The following is a 14757-nucleotide window of genomic DNA, read 5'->3' as shown; positions in this document are numbered from 1 at the left end:
AGATTAGCCCCGGGCTTGCAGGCGCATTTCACGTTCGGCTTCCGTCAAAGAAGCGAGGAAGGAGTCACGTTCAAATACGCGCGTCATGTAGCCTTTCAGCTCTTTCGAACCTGCGCCAGCCAGATCCACACCCAGCTGCGGCAGACGCCACAACAGCGGCGCCAGATAGCAGTCAACCAGGCTGAACTCTTCGCTCATAAAGAACGGCGTACGTGAGAACAGCGGCGCAATGGCCAGCAGCTCTTCGCGCAGTTGCTTGCGCGCGGCATCGGCTTCGGCACCGCTGCTGGTTTCAATGGTACGCATCAGGCTGTACCAGTCCTGCTCAATGCGGTGCATCATCAGACGGCTTTCACCGCGCGCGACCGGATAAACCGGCATCAGTGGCGGATGCGGGAAACGCTCATCGAGGTATTCCATGATGATGCGGGATTCATACAGCGTCAGTTCACGGTCGACCAGCGTTGGCACAGTGCGATACGGGTTGAGGTCAATCAGATCCTGCGGCAGATTATCCGTTTCAACCTGCTCGATCTCCACGCTGACGCCCTTCTCAGCCAGCACGATACGTACCTGATGGCTGAAAATGTCAGTCGGACCAGAAAACAGCGTCATTACCGAACGTTTGTTGGCAGCGACAGCCATGAAAACCTCCAAGTTTGTTCACAAAAAAATACTGCGAATAGCCAACCACGCGGCGACTCACCTGCTCATCAGATTCGCACACAGCCGGGCGTTACGGGCATTGTCCGGTCGTCCCGACAGGAGCAGTATGCACAACGCCGCGACTCGCGGGCGCAAAGTGTCAGTCAGTTTACCAGATTTTAAGCAGCTTGTGGGGCGGGGATAATCATTTGCGGGCAAAATGCGGGGAAAGCTCGCGTTTTTGCGCTGAAAAAGCCGCGATTCAGGCAATAAAAAACCCGCCGAAGCGGGTTTTTTGAGCCAATTGTAACTGCCGAAGCAGCCAGCAATTAACGCTTGGAGAACTGTGGACGACGGCGTGCTTTACGCAGACCGACTTTCTTACGTTCAACCTGACGCGCGTCACGGGTAACGAAGCCCGCTTTACGCAGTTCAGAACGCAGAGACTCGTCGTATTCCATCAGAGCGCGGGTGATACCGTGACGGATCGCACCAGCCTGACCAGAAATACCACCACCTTTAACGGTGATGTACAGGTCCAGTTTACCAACCATATCAACCAGCTCCAGCGGCTGACGCACGACCATGCGTGCAGTCTCACGACCGAAGTACTGCTCCAGAGAGCGCTGGTTAATTACGATGTTACCGCTACCCGGCTTGATAAAGACGCGAGCGGCAGAGCTTTTGCGGCGACCAGTGCCGTAGTTTTGAGTTTCAGCCATTGCCTATAATCCCGATTAAATGTCAAGAACTTGCGGTTGCTGCGCCGCGTGGTTGTGCTCGTTACCTGCGTAAACTTTCAGTTTACGGTACATAGCACGACCCAGTGGGCCTTTTGGCAGCATGCCTTTAACCGCGATTTCAATCACACGCTCAGGACGGCGTTCGATCATCTCTGCAAAGGTCGCTTGCTTGATACCACCGATGTGGCCAGTGTGGTGATAATAAATCTTGTCGTTACGCTTGTTGCCGGTTACAGCAACTTTGTCAGCGTTCAGAACGATGATGTAATCACCGGTATCAACGTGCGGAGTGTATTCCGCTTTGTGCTTACCACGCAGACGGCGCGCCAGTTCAGTCGCCAGGCGACCCAGGGTTTTGCCAGTTGCGTCAACAACATACCAGTCACGCTGTACGGTTTCTGGTTTAGCTGTAAAAGTTTTCATTGAAAAGCTTACCCAAATAAAAGTTACACGTTGGTGAAATCCCAAACGCTAAGTTAACGATTGAGGCTCACACGACCAATTCGCCCAGCAAGCCCACCCCCTCAGGTAGAGTTACCGGATCACACAGTTTTCCGGGAAAAGAAAGCCTGTGCTGTAACGTGGGGTCGCAAGATTATAGAGAAGTCGAATCTAAAGATCGACTCTTTTTGCGCCCGAAGCGGTGATTTCTGTTTGCCCCTCAGGGCAGGTGCGGCAGGCGAAGATACTCCTCGCTCTGCATCTCCTGCAGGCGCGACAGACAGCGCTGATATTCGAATTTCAGCCGCGTGCCCTGATAGATTTCAAACAGCGAGGTTTCTGCCGCCACCACCAGCTTGACGTGGCGCTCGTAGAACTCATCCACCAGCGCGAGGAACCGCCGCGCCTGGTCTTCCGTTTTGTAAATCATCACCGGCACATCGTACAGCAGCACGCTGTGGAAGCGGCGCGACAGCTCAATGTAATCGTGCTGGCTGCGCCCCTCACCGCATAACGCGAGGAAGTTGATGGCCAGTACGCCTTCGTGAACGCCGAGCGTCGGCAGCTGGCGATGGTTAATCTCCAGCACCGGCGCGTCGCCGCGCGGTTTACCGGACAGCGCGCTGAACATGCGCTCCATCTCCGCGTGCGTTGCGTCGTTAAGCGGGAAATTCCACAGATGGGCCGATGTCAGGGTGCGCAGGCGATAATCAATGCCGGCATCGACATTCATCACATCGCAGTGGCGCTTGATCTGCTCGATAGCCGGCAGAAAACGCGCCCGCTGCAGGCCGTTGCGGTACAGCTCATCCGGCGGAATGTTGGAGGTCGCCACCAGCGTAATGCCGCGGGCAAACAGCGCTTCCATCAGGGTACCAAGCAGCATTGCGTCGGTAATGTCGGAGACAAAAAACTCGTCGAAACAGAGAATATCGGTTTCCGCTTTGAAACGGTCAGCGACAATCAGCAGCGGGTCGCTGTGGCCCTGCAGCTGCGTTAACTCTTCGTGCACGCGCAGCATGAAGCGATGGAAATGCAGACGCAGTTTGCGATCGCCAGGAATAGACTGAAAAAACAGATCCATTACCCAGGTTTTACCGCGTCCGACGCCGCCCCACATATACAGGCCACGCACCGGCGCTTCATGGCTCTCCGGCGCTTTATTCATCAGCTTTGATAAGCGGCCAAACAGCCCTTTAGACGCTGGCTGCGGCGGCTGCTGGCGGGCAATCAGGCCTTGCTGAATGCGATCTAAACGGGTGATGGCGTCACGTTGTACATCGTCCGGACGAAACTCGCCCTGCGACAGCGCCTGCTCATAGCGCGCAAGCGGAGATGAGGTTTGCATGGTTCTCTCAGAATCCCTGAAAAAGTCCGATTCACGTGTCGGTTGTCGAAAATTAGGCCGCTCTACACTAAGCGATACAGCCCGAGGATTCCACTTCCGATGGATTAACGGGTATAGTGGCTACTATTGAAGTTGAAACAGAAGCAATGCCCTACGAAGCAACGGAAATTACACGGGAGTCATTATGACCTGGGAATACGGGCTGATTGGTTTAGTGATTGGCATTATTGTCGGCGCGGTAGCGATGCGTTTTGGCAACAAAAAGCTGCGTGAGCAGCGCAGCATGCAGTACGAACTGGAAAAATCCAAAGCGGAGCTGGCGGATTACCGCGAAGAGCTCACCAACCACTTTGCGCGCAGCGCAGAGTTGCTGGACAACATGGCGCGCGACTATCGCCAGCTGTATCAGCACATGGCGAAAGGGTCGAATGACCTGCTGCCAAATCTGCCGGGCGAGAAAAACCCGTTTGCTTACCAGCTGACGGAAGCCGAGGCCGATAACGACCAGGCGCCGGTGCAGATCCCGCGCGACTACTCTGAAGGCGCATCAGGCCTGCTGCGCAGCGGCGAACGCACCACCCGCAGTTAATCCTTTTGGGGCACAGCATGGCTGTGCCCTTTTTGTTTTCCGAACGCTTATTACCAATAACTGTCACACTTCTTTTATCCCCCTTTTCGCAGCGAGAGCGTCATAGCAATGAAAAAACCAGCACGACTGTTAAGCGCATTAGCCTTGAGCATTGGGATGAGTCTGGCGGCGACGCCGGGTGCCATGGCCACGTTGCCGGCACAGATTCAGGGACAAGCACTGCCAAGCCTGGCACCGATGCTGGAAAAAGTGCTGCCGGCGGTGGTCAGCGTGCATGTCGAGGGCACCGACAGCGGTCAGCAGGGCCAGGATATTCCCGAGCCGCTGAAGCGCTTCTTTGGCCAGGCGCCCGGGCAGTCTCAGCCACAGCCGTTTGAAGGACTGGGTTCCGGCGTCATCATCGACGCGGCCAAAGGCTACATCCTGACCAACAATCACGTGGTAAACGGTGCGGATAAAATCAGCGTGCAGCTGAGCGATGGCAACGAATATGACGCAAAGCTGATTGGTCATGACGAGCAAACCGACATCGCGCTGATTCAGGTAGAAGGCGCAAAAAACCTCACGCAGGTGAAAATTGCTGATTCTGACGCGCTGAAAGTGGGTGACTTCGCCGTGGCGATCGGCAACCCGTTCGGCCTCGGCCAGACGGCGACGTCCGGCATTATTTCGGCGCTGGGCCGCAGCGGGCTGAATCTGGAAGGGCTGGAGAACTTTATTCAGACCGATGCCGCCATCAACCGTGGCAACTCCGGCGGCGCGCTGGTGAACCTCAACGGCGAGCTGATCGGCATTAACACCGCCATTCTGGCGTCGAGCGGCGGCAACATTGGTATTGGCTTTGCCATCCCCAGCAATATGGCGATGAATCTGGCGCAGCAGCTGATTCAGTTCGGCGAAGTGAAGCGCGGTCAGCTCGGGATCAAAGGGACAGAAATGACCGCCGATATCGCGAAAGCGTTTAACGTCGATGCGCAGCGCGGGGCATTTGTCTCTGAAGTGCTGCCGAAGTCGGCGGCGGAACAGGCGGGCATCAAAGCGGGCGACATCATTACCGCCATTAACGATAAGCCAATTACCAGCTTTGCCGAGCTGCGGGTGAAAGTCGGCACCACGCCGCCAGGCCAGCAGGTGAAAATCGGTCTGCTGCGCGATGGCAAACCGCTGACGGTGACCGTAACGCTGGAACAGAGCGCGCAGAGTACCGCCAGCGCCCAGCTGATGTCGCCAGCGCTGCAGGGTGCCACGCTCAGTGACGGCAATACCAAAGCCGGCGATAAAGGGGTCAAAGTCGATACCATCGAAAAAGGCACGCCGGCAGAACAGGTTGGCCTGCAGAAAGACGATGTGATTGTCGGCGTTAACCGTACGCGGGTGCAGAGCCTCGCCGAGATGCGCAAAGTGCTGGAGGGCAAACCGCCGGTACTGGCGCTGAACGTGGTGCGCGGCGACGAGAGTATTTACCTGCTTCTGCGATAATCCTCGCAACGGGCGGACAAGCAGGTGTTTGTCCGCCCTTCTCGTGCTATTCTGCCCTGCGATCAACTCTTGCCTGAAATAACACCATGTTTCTTAAACTTTTACGTTCTGTGGTGATGGGCCTGATCGTGGCAGGTTTACTGCTTGTCGCGATCCCGGCGCTGCGAATGGGCAGCAACGTCACCTTTGATCACGACAGCAGCGCCGATGAAGCGCCTTTCAGTTTCAATCAGGGCGTGCGCCGTGCTGTGCCGGCGGTGGTCAACGTCTATAACCGCAGCGCGCACGGTAACAATAATCGCGGCATTACCACGCTCGGTTCCGGCGTCATCATGAACGCGAAAGGCTACATCCTCACCAACAAACATGTCATCAATAACGCTGACCAGATTATCGTCGCGCTGCAGGACGGACGCTTTTTTGAAGCGACGCTGGTGGGCTCCGACGCCATGACCGATCTGGCGGTGTTAAAAATCAGCGCCTCTAATCTGCCGGTAATCCCGATTAACGCCAAACGTGTCGCGCATATTGGTGATGTGGTGATGGCGATTGGCAACCCGTACAACCTCGGCCAGACGGTCACCCAGGGCATCATCAGCGCCACCGGCCGCATCGGTCTGAGCTCCTCCGGTCGGCAGAACTTCCTGCAAACCGATGCCTCGATCAACCAGGGGAACTCCGGCGGCGCGCTGATTAACTCGCTGGGCGAGCTGATGGGCATCAACACGCTGACCTTCGACAAAAGCAACGACGGCGAAACTCCGGAAGGCATTGGTTTTGCCATTCCGACCGCGCTGGCGACCAAAATTATGGATAAGCTGATTCGCGATGGCCGGGTGATCCGCGGTTATATTGGCATTACCGGGCGCGAACTGCCGCCGCTGCACGGTCAGGGCAGCAACCTCGATCGGGTGCAGGGCATTATCGTCAGCGAAGTGACGCCGGGCGGTCCGGCGGATCGCGCCGGCATTCAGGCCAACGATGTCCTGCTGCAGGTGAACGGTAAGCCGGCGCTGTCCGCGCAGGAGACCATGGACCAGGTGGCGGAAATCCGCCCGGGATCGGTGATTGATGTGCAGGTGCTGCGCAATGAGCAGAAGATGACGCTGCCGGTTACCATCCAGGAGTTTCCGGAAGCGGCCAATAATACCTCGCCGTAAACGCACCCGGCCGCGGACAGCGCCATCGCTGAGCCGCGGCCGGGTATGCAGAACCGCGGCGTAACTAGCTGCGATCGACCGGGAAAGCGATCACCTCACTGAGCGCATCGGCCTTCAGCGCCAGCATAATCAGGCGATCGACGCCCAGCGCCACGCCGGAACAGGCCGGCATGCCGTGCGCCAGCGCATCCAGCAGGTAAGTATCAATCGGATGCTGTGGCAAACCGCGCGCAGCGCGACGGCGATTATCCTGCTCAAAGCGCTGACGCTGTTCGCGGCTGTCGGTCAGCTCGCGGAAACCGTTGGCCAGCTCCACGCCTTTGTAGTAGACCTCAAAACGCTCTGCCACGCGATGATCTTCGGTACTGATCTCCGCCAGCGCCGCCTGACTGGCCGGGAAGTGATAGACGAAGCACGGCTTATCGAGACCAATTTTCGGTTCCACGCCCAGCATAAACAGCAGCTGCAGCAGCGTGTCGCGATCGTCTTCGCGATTCGCCAGCTCGCCCTCACCCAGCTTTTCCGCCGCTTCGCGCAGCTGCGCCTTGTCCGCCGACAGCGGATCGATCTCCAGATGACGGATAAACGCCTGCTGATACGATAGCGATTCGGCGCTGTCGCACTCCAGCACCTGCTGCAACAGGTCGTCGACTTCGTTCATCAGCCGATACATGTCGTAGTGCGGCCGATACCACTCCAGCATGGTGAATTCCGGATTATGGTGGCGCCCGGCCTCTTCATTACGGAAGCAGCGCCCCATCTGATAAATCGGGCCGCTGCCCGCCGCCAGCAGGCGCTTCATGTGATATTCCGGACTGGTCATCAGCCACAGATCGCGCCCGTCTGCCGCGCCAGGTCCGACAAAGCGCGTCTGGAATGGCACCAGGTGGATGTCGGTGATCGTCGCCTGGCTCATGGCAGGCGTATCCACTTCCAGTACGCCGCGATCGGCAAAGAAACGCCGGATTTCCGCCAGGATGGCGGCGCGTTTCAACAAATTGGCAATGGGTGCGCTCGGCTGCCAGCTTGCCGTTTCGCTCATGGTGATGACTCCTTATACAGACAAGGGGAGGAAGTCTACCCGTATTGCTGACGGCAAACAACGGCACCGCCGTCGCGGCAGGCAGTTTCAGAAATCACAGGCGCTGGCAGGACAACAGGAGGAAGAGAAAGCCGGTACGAAAGCAGGTTTCGCACCGGTTTTAGTTACTGCGCGCTGCGCTGAATTGCCTGACCGCCCGCTTCAACATCTTCGCCTACACCACGCGTGGTGTTACAGGCTGAAAGCAGCGAGGAAAGCACCAGTACCGAGAAAATCGCGACAATACTTTTCTTTAACATAGCCATATCCTTGTTGGTTGCAGTAAAAGTACAGCTTTTAAAGCATAGACCGGATACGCCATGATGGCGGTTAAGCTGCTGAAAAAAGACGCGGTGCGGGGAAGAGCGCGGAAATAAAAAAGGCGCATCGATGATGCGCCTGATTTGACGATTATTTTACGCGGGAAACGTATTCGCCAGAGCGGGTGTCCACTTTTACCACTTCGCCAATCTGTACGAACAGTGGCACTTTGATCACGGCGCCGGTAGACAGCGTCGCTGGCTTGCCGCCGGTACCGGCAGTATCACCTTTCAGACCTGGGTCAGTTTCGGTGATTTCTGCTTCGATGAAGTTCGGTGGCTGAACGGCGATCGGTTTATCGTTCCACAGGGTTACGATACACTCGGCGTTGTCCTGCAGCCATTTGGTCACGTCGTCCAGTACCTTGGCTTCAACCTGATACTGTTCGAAGGTTTCCGGGTGCATGAAGTAGAAGAAGTCACCGTCGTTGTAGGAGTACTGCAGCGTCATGTCACGCACGTCTGCGCCTTCGGCGGAGTCGGTAGACTTGAAGGTTTTCTCAACGCGTGAACCGGTCAGCAGACGACGCATTTTAACACGTGCAAACGCCTGGCCTTTACCCGGCTTAACGAATTCACTGGATTCGATGGCATACGGTTCGCCTTCGAACATGATTTTAAGACCGGCACGAAAATCGTTGCTAAGATAAGTCGCCATAAAGGCCCTCTGTAGATATTAACTGGTAATAGCCAAAAAAATGGCACACATTGTAACCCTAAATCCCCCCGTCAGAGAAGATTGGTTGCAGCAACTTGCTGATGTTGTCACCGATCCTGCTGAATTACTGCAACTTTTAGCCCTCGAAAACCACGCGGATCTGGCAGCCGGGAGCGAGGCACGCCGTCTGTTCGCCCTGCGCGTACCGCGCGCCTTTATTCAGCGCATGCAGCGCGGCAATGCGCAGGACCCGCTGCTGCTGCAGGTGCTGACCAGCCGTCAGGAGTTTACCGATGCGCCGGGCTACAGCACCGATCCGCTCGATGAGCAGAGCAGCGTGGTGCCGGGCTTACTGCATAAGTATAGAAACCGCGCGCTGCTGCTGGTCAAGGGCGGCTGCGCGGTGAACTGCCGCTACTGCTTCCGCCGGCATTTCCCCTATCAGGATAATCAGGGCAACAAGCGCAACTGGCAGGCGGCGATTGATTACATTGCCGCCCATCCCGAGCTGGACGAGATCATCTTCTCCGGCGGCGATCCGCTGATGGCGAAAGATCAGGAGCTGGCGTGGCTGATTGGCGCGCTGGAAAACATTCCGCACCTGAAACGCCTGCGCATTCACAGCCGGCTGCCGGTAGTGATCCCGGCGCGCATTACCGAAGGGCTATGCCAGCTGCTGGCGGATACGCGTCTGCAGGTGCTGCTGGTCAGCCACATCAACCACGCGCAGGAGATTGACGAGGCGCTGCGCGAACGCATGCAGAGGCTGAAGCGCGCCGGCGTCACCCTGCTGAACCAGAGCGTGCTGCTGCGCGGCGTTAATGACGATGCGCAGACCCTGGCACAGCTCAGCAATGCGCTGTTTGATGCCGGCATCCTGCCCTACTATTTACATGTGCTGGATAAGGTGCAGGGGGCGGCGCACTTCTTTGTGCCTGATGAGCAGGCGCGCGCGCTGGTGCGGCAGCTGCTGACTATGGTATCGGGCTATTTGGTGCCGAAGCTGGCGCGGGAAATTGGTGGTGAGCCGAGCAAAACGCCGCTAGATCTGCAGCTGCGTCAGGAGTGACCAGGCGCAATAAATTGCGCCACTACGCGTTCGTGCAGACGGCTGAATTCGCACTACCCCCTTTCTGCGGGCCGAAGCGGCGCGATTCATCGCGCTATTGTTTATGTTACGCCAACAAAAAAGCCGCTCTCGCGGCTTTTTTATTGCTGCTCTGCCATTACGGGCACTTATACACCTGACCCGACATTTTGCTGTCGAGCGGGGCAAAGGCAGACAGCAGGTTCTGCGTCGGGCTGGTGGCACCATAAATCACGTTGCCGCCCATCTCCGCTGCGCGGTTACGCAGGTCGTTGGCCGCACCGCGCAGTGAACTGCCTTCACCGCCTGAGCCGGTCAGCCAGTTGCTCTGCGAGCCGGTAACATTGCCCAGCAGCTGACATTGGCTGCCTGGTTGTTGATCAACAAAGGTGACACGTTCGCCGGCGGCACTCAGTTGGTTGGAGGTGCTACAGCCCGCCAGCAGTAAGGTACCGACTGCCAGTCCGAGCGAGAGGTTAATCCGCATTATAATCCCCATTTATTATCATCAGTGTCGGGCGGCAGCGTAGCAGAAAAGCGCACATTTTTTCTGAACATTCATTGCCCTAAACCCGCAAAGCCGAAGTATTGCGCCCTTACTTATACCTTGTTCGCCGGCAAAAGAAAAACCCCCGACCGTTTCCGATCGGGGGTTTCTCAACAGCTCAGACGTTCAGGGCAATTACATCATGCCGCCCATACCGCCCATGCCACCCATGCCGCCAGCGCCAGCACCTAAGTCAGGTGCGTCGCCTTTCGGCAGGTCGGTGACCATCGCTTCGGTGGTGATCATCAGACCGGCCACAGAAGATGCGTACTGCAGCGCAGAACGGGTCACTTTGGTTGGATCCAGGATACCGAAGTCGATCATGTTGCCGTACTCTTCGGTCTGCGCGTTGTAACCGTAGTTACCGTCGCCCGCTTTCACGTTGTTAGCAACCACAGATGGCTCTTCACCGGCGTTAGAAACGATCTGACGCAGTGGCGCTTCCATCGCACGCAGAGCAACCTTGATACCGACGTTCTGGTCTTCGTTCTGACCTTTCAGGCCAGATGCTGCGATTTTCGCCGCAACACGCACCAGCGCAACACCACCACCGGCAACCACGCCTTCTTCAACCGCAGCACGGGTAGCGTGCAGGGCATCTTCAACGCGTGCTTTCTTCTCTTTCATTTCAACTTCAGTCGCTGCGCCTACTTTCAGTACGGCTACACCGCCTGCCAGTTTAGCAACGCGCTCCTGCAGTTTCTCTTTGTCGTAGTCAGACGTCGCTTCTTCGATCTGCTGACGGATCTGCGTCACGCGGCCAGAGATTGCGCCCTGATCGCCCACACCATCGATGATGGTGGTGGTGTCTTTGTTGATCACCACGCGTTTTGCCTGACCCAGGTCTTCCAGCGTCGCTTTTTCCAGCTCCATACCGATCTCTTCAGAGATCACGGTACCGCCGGTCAGGATAGCAATGTCCTGCAGCATCGCTTTACGACGGTCGCCGAAGCCCGGTGCTTTCACCGCAGCCACTTTCACGATACCGCGCATGGTGTTGACCACCAGCGTAGCCAGCGCTTCGCCTTCCACGTCTTCTGCGATGATCAGCAGTGGTTTGCCGGCTTTCGCCACAGCTTCCAGCACTGGCAGCATTTCGCGGATGTTAGAGATTTTCTTGTCAGCCAGCAGGATGAATGGGCTTTCCAGCTCCACCGCACCGGTTTCTGGCTTGTTGATGAAGTACGGAGACAGGTAGCCACGGTCGAACTGCATACCTTCAACCACGTCCAGCTCGTCCTGCAGACCGGTGCCTTCTTCAACGGTGATCACGCCTTCTTTACCCACTTTGTCCATCGCCTGAGCGATCAGGGTACCGACGCTTTCATCGGAGTTGGCAGAAATGGTACCTACCTGCGCGATAGCGCGGGAATCCTGGCATGGTACAGACAGGGTTTTCAGCTCTTCAACGGCTGCCGCAACGGCTTTATCGATACCGCGCTTCAGATCCATTGGGTTCATGCCCGCCGCGACGGCTTTCAGGCCTTCGTTGACGATAGCCTGGGCCAGAACGGTAGCGGTGGTGGTGCCGTCGCCTGCTGCGTCGTTGGCTTTAGAAGCGACTTCTTTCACCATCTGCGCACCCATGTTCTCGAACTTGTCTTCCAGCTCGATTTCACGTGCCACAGAAACACCATCTTTAGTGATGGTCGGTGCACCAAAAGATTTATCCAGAACCACGTTACGGCCTTTCGGGCCCAGGGTAACTTTTACTGCATCTGCCAGTACGTTCACGCCACGCAGCATTTTTACGCGTGCGTCATTACCGAATTTTACGTCTTTAGCTGCCATTTCAAATATCCCTTAAATTCGTTTCGTTCAGTGAATTACGCGTAAATTACGCTTCAACAATCGCCAGAATGTCGCTTTCAGAGATGATCAGAACTTCTTCGTTGTCGATTTTCTCAGTCTTGGCACCGTAGCCTTCGCTGAAAATCACCAGATCACCCACTTTCACGTCCAGCGGCTTCACGTCGCCGTTTTCCAGGATGCGGCCATTGCCAACAGCCAGTACTTCACCGCGGGTTGATTTGCCTGCTGCAGAGCCGGTCAGAACGATACCGCCAGCAGATTTGGCTTCAACTTCTTTACGCTTGACGATAACGCGATCGTGCAACGGACGAATTTTCATTTGATAGCTCTCCTTTGAGAAGTCCAATCATTCATTTTTGGGTTGAACGCCGGGCTTGAGGGTTCCGGCCTCGTGGAGAGAGAGATAGGGGCAGAAAAGGGGCTTTCAAGGGCAAAAAAATAAAAAATTTTCGTTTGCGTAACAGATGACGAAAAAGACAGCAAAAAGGGCGGCTTACGCCGCCCCGCTTACATTCAGCGATCTTTATCGTGACCGATACGATCCTGATCTTTGCGCTCAAACTCGCCGTCCATGGTGACGCCGCTATCCGGACCCTGCCCCGGGCCGCGCCATACGCGCAGGTGCGGCATCAGTTTTAGCGTCAGGTGCTTCTGCACCGGCGGCAGCAACAGCAGCAGGCCGAGGAAATCGGTAAAGAAGCCCGGCAGCAGCAGCAGAAAACCGGCGATGATCAGCGACACGCTTTTGATCATCTCCGCCGCCGGGCTCTCGTTACGCGCCAGCTTCTCCTGCATCAGCATAAAGTTCTTCATGCCCTGGTTTTTCACCAGCGACACACCAATGCACGAGGTAAAAATCACCAGCAGCATGGTCAGCAGCACGCCGAGCGCGTGCGCCACCTGGATGAAAATTGAGATCTCAATCCAGGCCAGAACAAAAAAAATCACTAACGGTAACCAGCGCACCGATATCTCCTGTGAGTCGCGCCGCCACGCAGCGTGCGGGGCAGCAAAATTGAAGGGTCAGCATGACCATAACGTATGAGATGGGCACGCGGCCGGGGAAATTCAACCGCCACTGTTAAATTTATGCCACTGACTTAAAATTGCGAAGTACATCACATATCGTTATTACCGCTGGGCCAGCAAATGTCCGTAAAGTGATCTGTGCACAAGCATTTCTGCAGTGACAGAATATGATCGTGCTCGCCAGCCCGAAGATGGATAAAATGTCGGCACTGGTATTCCACGACAATATAATTGCTTCACCTGCACGTTATTCGCCGCCCATCCATTCCGGATGCCCGGCAGTAACACAGCAGCAATAATAAGAAGGTAATCATGGCGAACAACATTCGTATCGAAGAAGACCTGTTAGGCATGCGTGAAGTTCCGGCAGATGCCTATTACGGTGTTCATACTCTGCGTGCGATTGAGAACTTCTATATCAGTAACAGTAAAATCAGCGACATCCCTGAGTTTGTTCGCGGCATGGTGATGGTGAAAAAAGCCGCCGCGCTCGCCAACAAAGAGCTACAAACCATCCCCCGCCACATCGCCAATACCATCATTCAGGCCTGTGATGAAGTGCTGAACAACGGTAAGTGCATGGACCAGTTCCCGGTTGATGTCTATCAGGGCGGCGCGGGCACCTCGGTCAACATGAACACCAACGAGGTGCTGGCTAACATCGGTCTGGAGCTGATGGGTCACCAGAAAGGTGAATATCAGTACCTCAACCCGAACGATCATGTGAATAAGTGTCAGTCCACTAACGACGCTTATCCTACCGGTTTCCGCATTGCGGTTTACGCCTCGATCCTCAAACTGCTCGACGCGATTGGCCAGCTGAGCGAAGGTTTTCAGCGCAAAGCGGTGGAGTTTGAAAACATCCTGAAGATGGGCCGCACCCAGCTGCAGGACGCGGTGCCGATGTCGCTCGGTCAGGAGTTCCACGCGTTTAACGTACTGCTGAACGAAGAGACGCGCAGCATTCTGCGCACCGCCGAACTGCTGCTGGAGGTTAACCTCGGCGCCACGGCGATCGGCACCCGCCTCAACACGCCGGACGGCTACCAGCAGCTGGCGGTACAGCGCCTGGCGGAAGTCAGCAACCTGCCGGTAGTGCCCGCCGAAGATCTGATTGAAGCCACCTCAGACTGCGGCGCTTACGTCATGGTGCACTCAGCGCTGAAGCGCCTGGCCGTGAAACTGTCGAAAATCTGTAACGACCTGCGCCTGCTGTCATCCGGTCCGCGCGCTGGCCTGAACGAAATCAACCTGCCGGAGCTGCAGGCCGGTTCTTCAATCATGCCTGCCAAAGTTAACCCGGTGGTACCGGAAGTGGTCAATCAGGTGTGCTTTAAAGTGATTGGCAACGACACCACGGTGACCATGGCTTCTGAAGCCGGCCAGCTGCAGCTCAACGTGATGGAACCGGTGATTGGCCAGGCGCTGTTTGAGTCGATCAGCATCCTGACCAACGCCTGCTACAACCTGCTGGAAAAATGCGTTAACGGCATTACCGCCAACAAAGCGGTCTGTGAAGCCTACGTGTTCAACTCCATCGGTATCGTCACTTACCTCAACCCGTACATCGGCCATCACAACGGCGATATCGTCGGGAAAATCTGTGCTGAAACCGGTAAGAGCGTACGCGAAGTGGTGCTGGAACGCGGTCTGCTGACCGAAGCCGAGCTGGACGATATTTTCTCCATCCAGAACCTGATGCACCCGGAATACAAAGCCAAACGCTACACCGACGAAAACGAACAGTAATCCGTTCCGGATCAAGTCGTCTGAAGCACGCCTGTATACAATACGGCGTGCTTTTTTATTTTGACGTCT

16 protein-coding genes are annotated in these 14757 nt (G+C 56.2%); 5 read left to right on the top strand and 11 right to left on the bottom strand.

The genetic code is table 11. From position 1 onward, the window contains the following. Positions 1–3 precede the first annotated feature (3 nt). The 4 genes from sspA to zapE form a co-directional block, all read right to left on the bottom strand. Complete coding sequence (sspA, locus tag AC6I8P_RS16155) at positions 4–645, bottom strand: stringent starvation protein SspA (protein ID WP_021507753.1); 642 nt, start codon at positions 643–645, stop codon at positions 4–6. Between the two features lie 329 nt (positions 646–974). Then, positions 975–1367, bottom strand: a complete 393-nt coding sequence (rpsI, locus tag AC6I8P_RS16150; RefSeq protein WP_021507754.1) for a 30S ribosomal protein S9 — start codon at positions 1365–1367, stop codon at positions 975–977. Positions 1368–1382: 15 nt separating this feature from the next. Continuing rightward, on the bottom strand, positions 1383–1811 hold the full coding sequence (rplM, locus tag AC6I8P_RS16145) for a 50S ribosomal protein L13 (protein ID WP_021507755.1): 429 nt from the start codon (positions 1809–1811) through the stop codon (positions 1383–1385). A 238-nt stretch (positions 1812–2049) separates the two neighbouring features. Further along, positions 2050–3177, bottom strand: a complete 1128-nt coding sequence (gene zapE / locus AC6I8P_RS16140) for a cell division protein ZapE (RefSeq protein ID WP_021507756.1) — start codon at positions 3175–3177, stop codon at positions 2050–2052. A gap of 184 nt (positions 3178–3361) precedes the next feature. Here zapE and zapG point away from each other — a divergent pair, with 184 nt between their 5' ends. The 3 genes from zapG (at position 3362) to degS (ending at position 6405) form a co-directional block, all read left to right on the top strand. Next, positions 3362–3766 carry a Z-ring associated protein ZapG gene (zapG, locus tag AC6I8P_RS16135; protein WP_021507757.1) on the top strand — a complete coding sequence of 135 codons (405 nt, stop codon included), beginning with the start codon at positions 3362–3364 and terminating at the stop codon, positions 3764–3766. Positions 3767–3874: 108 nt separating this feature from the next. After that, positions 3875–5245 carry a serine endoprotease DegQ gene (gene degQ, locus AC6I8P_RS16130; protein WP_031279744.1) on the top strand — a complete coding sequence of 457 codons (1371 nt, stop codon included), beginning with the start codon at positions 3875–3877 and terminating at the stop codon, positions 5243–5245. Between the two features lie 86 nt (positions 5246–5331). Beyond that, a complete protein-coding gene (gene degS / locus AC6I8P_RS16125; RefSeq protein ID WP_021507759.1) occupies positions 5332–6405 on the top strand; it encodes an outer membrane-stress sensor serine endopeptidase DegS in 1074 nt (357 codons plus the stop codon). A 64-nt stretch (positions 6406–6469) separates the two neighbouring features. Here degS and epmA read toward each other — a convergent pair whose 3' ends face one another. From epmA to efp, 3 genes are all read right to left on the bottom strand, one after another. Continuing rightward, on the bottom strand, positions 6470–7447 hold the full coding sequence (epmA, locus tag AC6I8P_RS16120; RefSeq protein ID WP_021507760.1) for an elongation factor P--(R)-beta-lysine ligase: 978 nt from the start codon (positions 7445–7447) through the stop codon (positions 6470–6472). Between the two features lie 164 nt (positions 7448–7611). Further along, positions 7612–7746: an entericidin A/B family lipoprotein gene (locus AC6I8P_RS16115; protein WP_031279745.1), complete on the bottom strand. Its 135-nt coding sequence runs from the start codon at positions 7744–7746 to the stop codon at positions 7612–7614. A 151-nt stretch (positions 7747–7897) separates the two neighbouring features. Further along, positions 7898–8464, bottom strand: coding sequence for an elongation factor P (gene efp, locus AC6I8P_RS16110; RefSeq protein ID WP_021507762.1), 567 nt, complete (start codon positions 8462–8464; stop codon positions 7898–7900). Positions 8465–8504: 40 nt separating this feature from the next. On the opposite strand from efp, the gene epmB reads away from it, so the two are divergent. Next, the gene (gene epmB / locus AC6I8P_RS16105) at positions 8505–9533 is read left to right on the top strand and encodes an EF-P beta-lysylation protein EpmB (RefSeq protein WP_127833595.1); all 1029 of its coding nucleotides are present in this window, start codon (positions 8505–8507) and stop codon (positions 9531–9533) included. Between the two features lie 157 nt (positions 9534–9690). Here the strand turns inward: epmB and AC6I8P_RS16100 are convergent, their stop codons facing one another. The 4 genes from AC6I8P_RS16100 to AC6I8P_RS16085 all read right to left on the bottom strand — a co-directional run bounded on the left by AC6I8P_RS16100 (position 9691) and on the right by AC6I8P_RS16085 (position 12876). Further along, complete coding sequence (locus tag AC6I8P_RS16100) at positions 9691–10038, bottom strand: DUF4156 domain-containing protein (protein ID WP_021507764.1); 348 nt, start codon at positions 10036–10038, stop codon at positions 9691–9693. A gap of 195 nt (positions 10039–10233) precedes the next feature. Next, positions 10234–11889 carry a chaperonin GroEL gene (groL, locus tag AC6I8P_RS16095; RefSeq protein WP_021507765.1) on the bottom strand — a complete coding sequence of 552 codons (1656 nt, stop codon included), beginning with the start codon at positions 11887–11889 and terminating at the stop codon, positions 10234–10236. Between the two features lie 46 nt (positions 11890–11935). Then, on the bottom strand, positions 11936–12229 hold the full coding sequence (locus AC6I8P_RS16090) for a co-chaperone GroES (protein ID WP_021507766.1): 294 nt from the start codon (positions 12227–12229) through the stop codon (positions 11936–11938). Between the two features lie 194 nt (positions 12230–12423). Continuing rightward, positions 12424–12876, bottom strand: a complete 453-nt coding sequence (locus AC6I8P_RS16085) for an FxsA family protein (RefSeq protein ID WP_021507767.1) — start codon at positions 12874–12876, stop codon at positions 12424–12426. Between the two features lie 375 nt (positions 12877–13251). Here AC6I8P_RS16085 and aspA point away from each other — a divergent pair, with 375 nt between their 5' ends. Further along, a complete protein-coding gene (aspA, locus tag AC6I8P_RS16080; protein WP_021507768.1) occupies positions 13252–14688 on the top strand; it encodes an aspartate ammonia-lyase in 1437 nt (478 codons plus the stop codon). Positions 14689–14757: the final 69 nt, after the last annotated feature.

This window comes from gamma proteobacterium symbiont of Lampromicra miyakona (genome assembly GCF_059730895.1).
The sequence above is the reverse complement of the archived record's forward strand: the minus strand, read 5'-3'. Positions and strand labels throughout refer to the sequence as shown.

Excerpts from the sequence above, each read along its gene's own strand:
- AC6I8P_RS16090 (WP_021507766.1), bottom strand. The coding sequence starts at position 12,229 with ATGAAAATTCGTCCGTTGCACGATCGCGTTATCGTCAAGCGTAAAGAA.
- AC6I8P_RS16100 (WP_021507764.1), bottom strand. The coding sequence starts at position 10,038 with ATGCGGATTAACCTCTCGCTCGGACTGGCAGTCGGTACCTTACTGCTG.
- rpsI (WP_021507754.1), bottom strand. The coding sequence starts at position 1,367 with ATGGCTGAAACTCAAAACTACGGCACTGGTCGCCGCAAAAGCTCTGCC.
- groL (WP_021507765.1), bottom strand. The coding sequence starts at position 11,889 with ATGGCAGCTAAAGACGTAAAATTCGGTAATGACGCACGCGTAAAAATG.
- aspA (WP_021507768.1), top strand. The coding sequence starts at position 13,252 with ATGGCGAACAACATTCGTATCGAAGAAGACCTGTTAGGCATGCGTGAA.
- zapE (WP_021507756.1), bottom strand. The coding sequence starts at position 3,177 with ATGCAAACCTCATCTCCGCTTGCGCGCTATGAGCAGGCGCTGTCGCAG.
- efp (WP_021507762.1), bottom strand. The coding sequence starts at position 8,464 with ATGGCGACTTATCTTAGCAACGATTTTCGTGCCGGTCTTAAAATCATG.
- degQ (WP_031279744.1), top strand. The coding sequence starts at position 3,875 with ATGAAAAAACCAGCACGACTGTTAAGCGCATTAGCCTTGAGCATTGGG.
- epmB (WP_127833595.1), top strand. The coding sequence starts at position 8,505 with ATGGCACACATTGTAACCCTAAATCCCCCCGTCAGAGAAGATTGGTTG.
- epmA (WP_021507760.1), bottom strand. The coding sequence starts at position 7,447 with ATGAGCGAAACGGCAAGCTGGCAGCCGAGCGCACCCATTGCCAATTTG.
- sspA (WP_021507753.1), bottom strand. The coding sequence starts at position 645 with ATGGCTGTCGCTGCCAACAAACGTTCGGTAATGACGCTGTTTTCTGGT.
- rplM (WP_021507755.1), bottom strand. The coding sequence starts at position 1,811 with ATGAAAACTTTTACAGCTAAACCAGAAACCGTACAGCGTGACTGGTAT.
- zapG (WP_021507757.1), top strand. The coding sequence starts at position 3,362 with ATGACCTGGGAATACGGGCTGATTGGTTTAGTGATTGGCATTATTGTC.
- AC6I8P_RS16115 (WP_031279745.1), bottom strand. The coding sequence starts at position 7,746 with ATGTTAAAGAAAAGTATTGTCGCGATTTTCTCGGTACTGGTGCTTTCC.
- degS (WP_021507759.1), top strand. The coding sequence starts at position 5,332 with ATGTTTCTTAAACTTTTACGTTCTGTGGTGATGGGCCTGATCGTGGCA.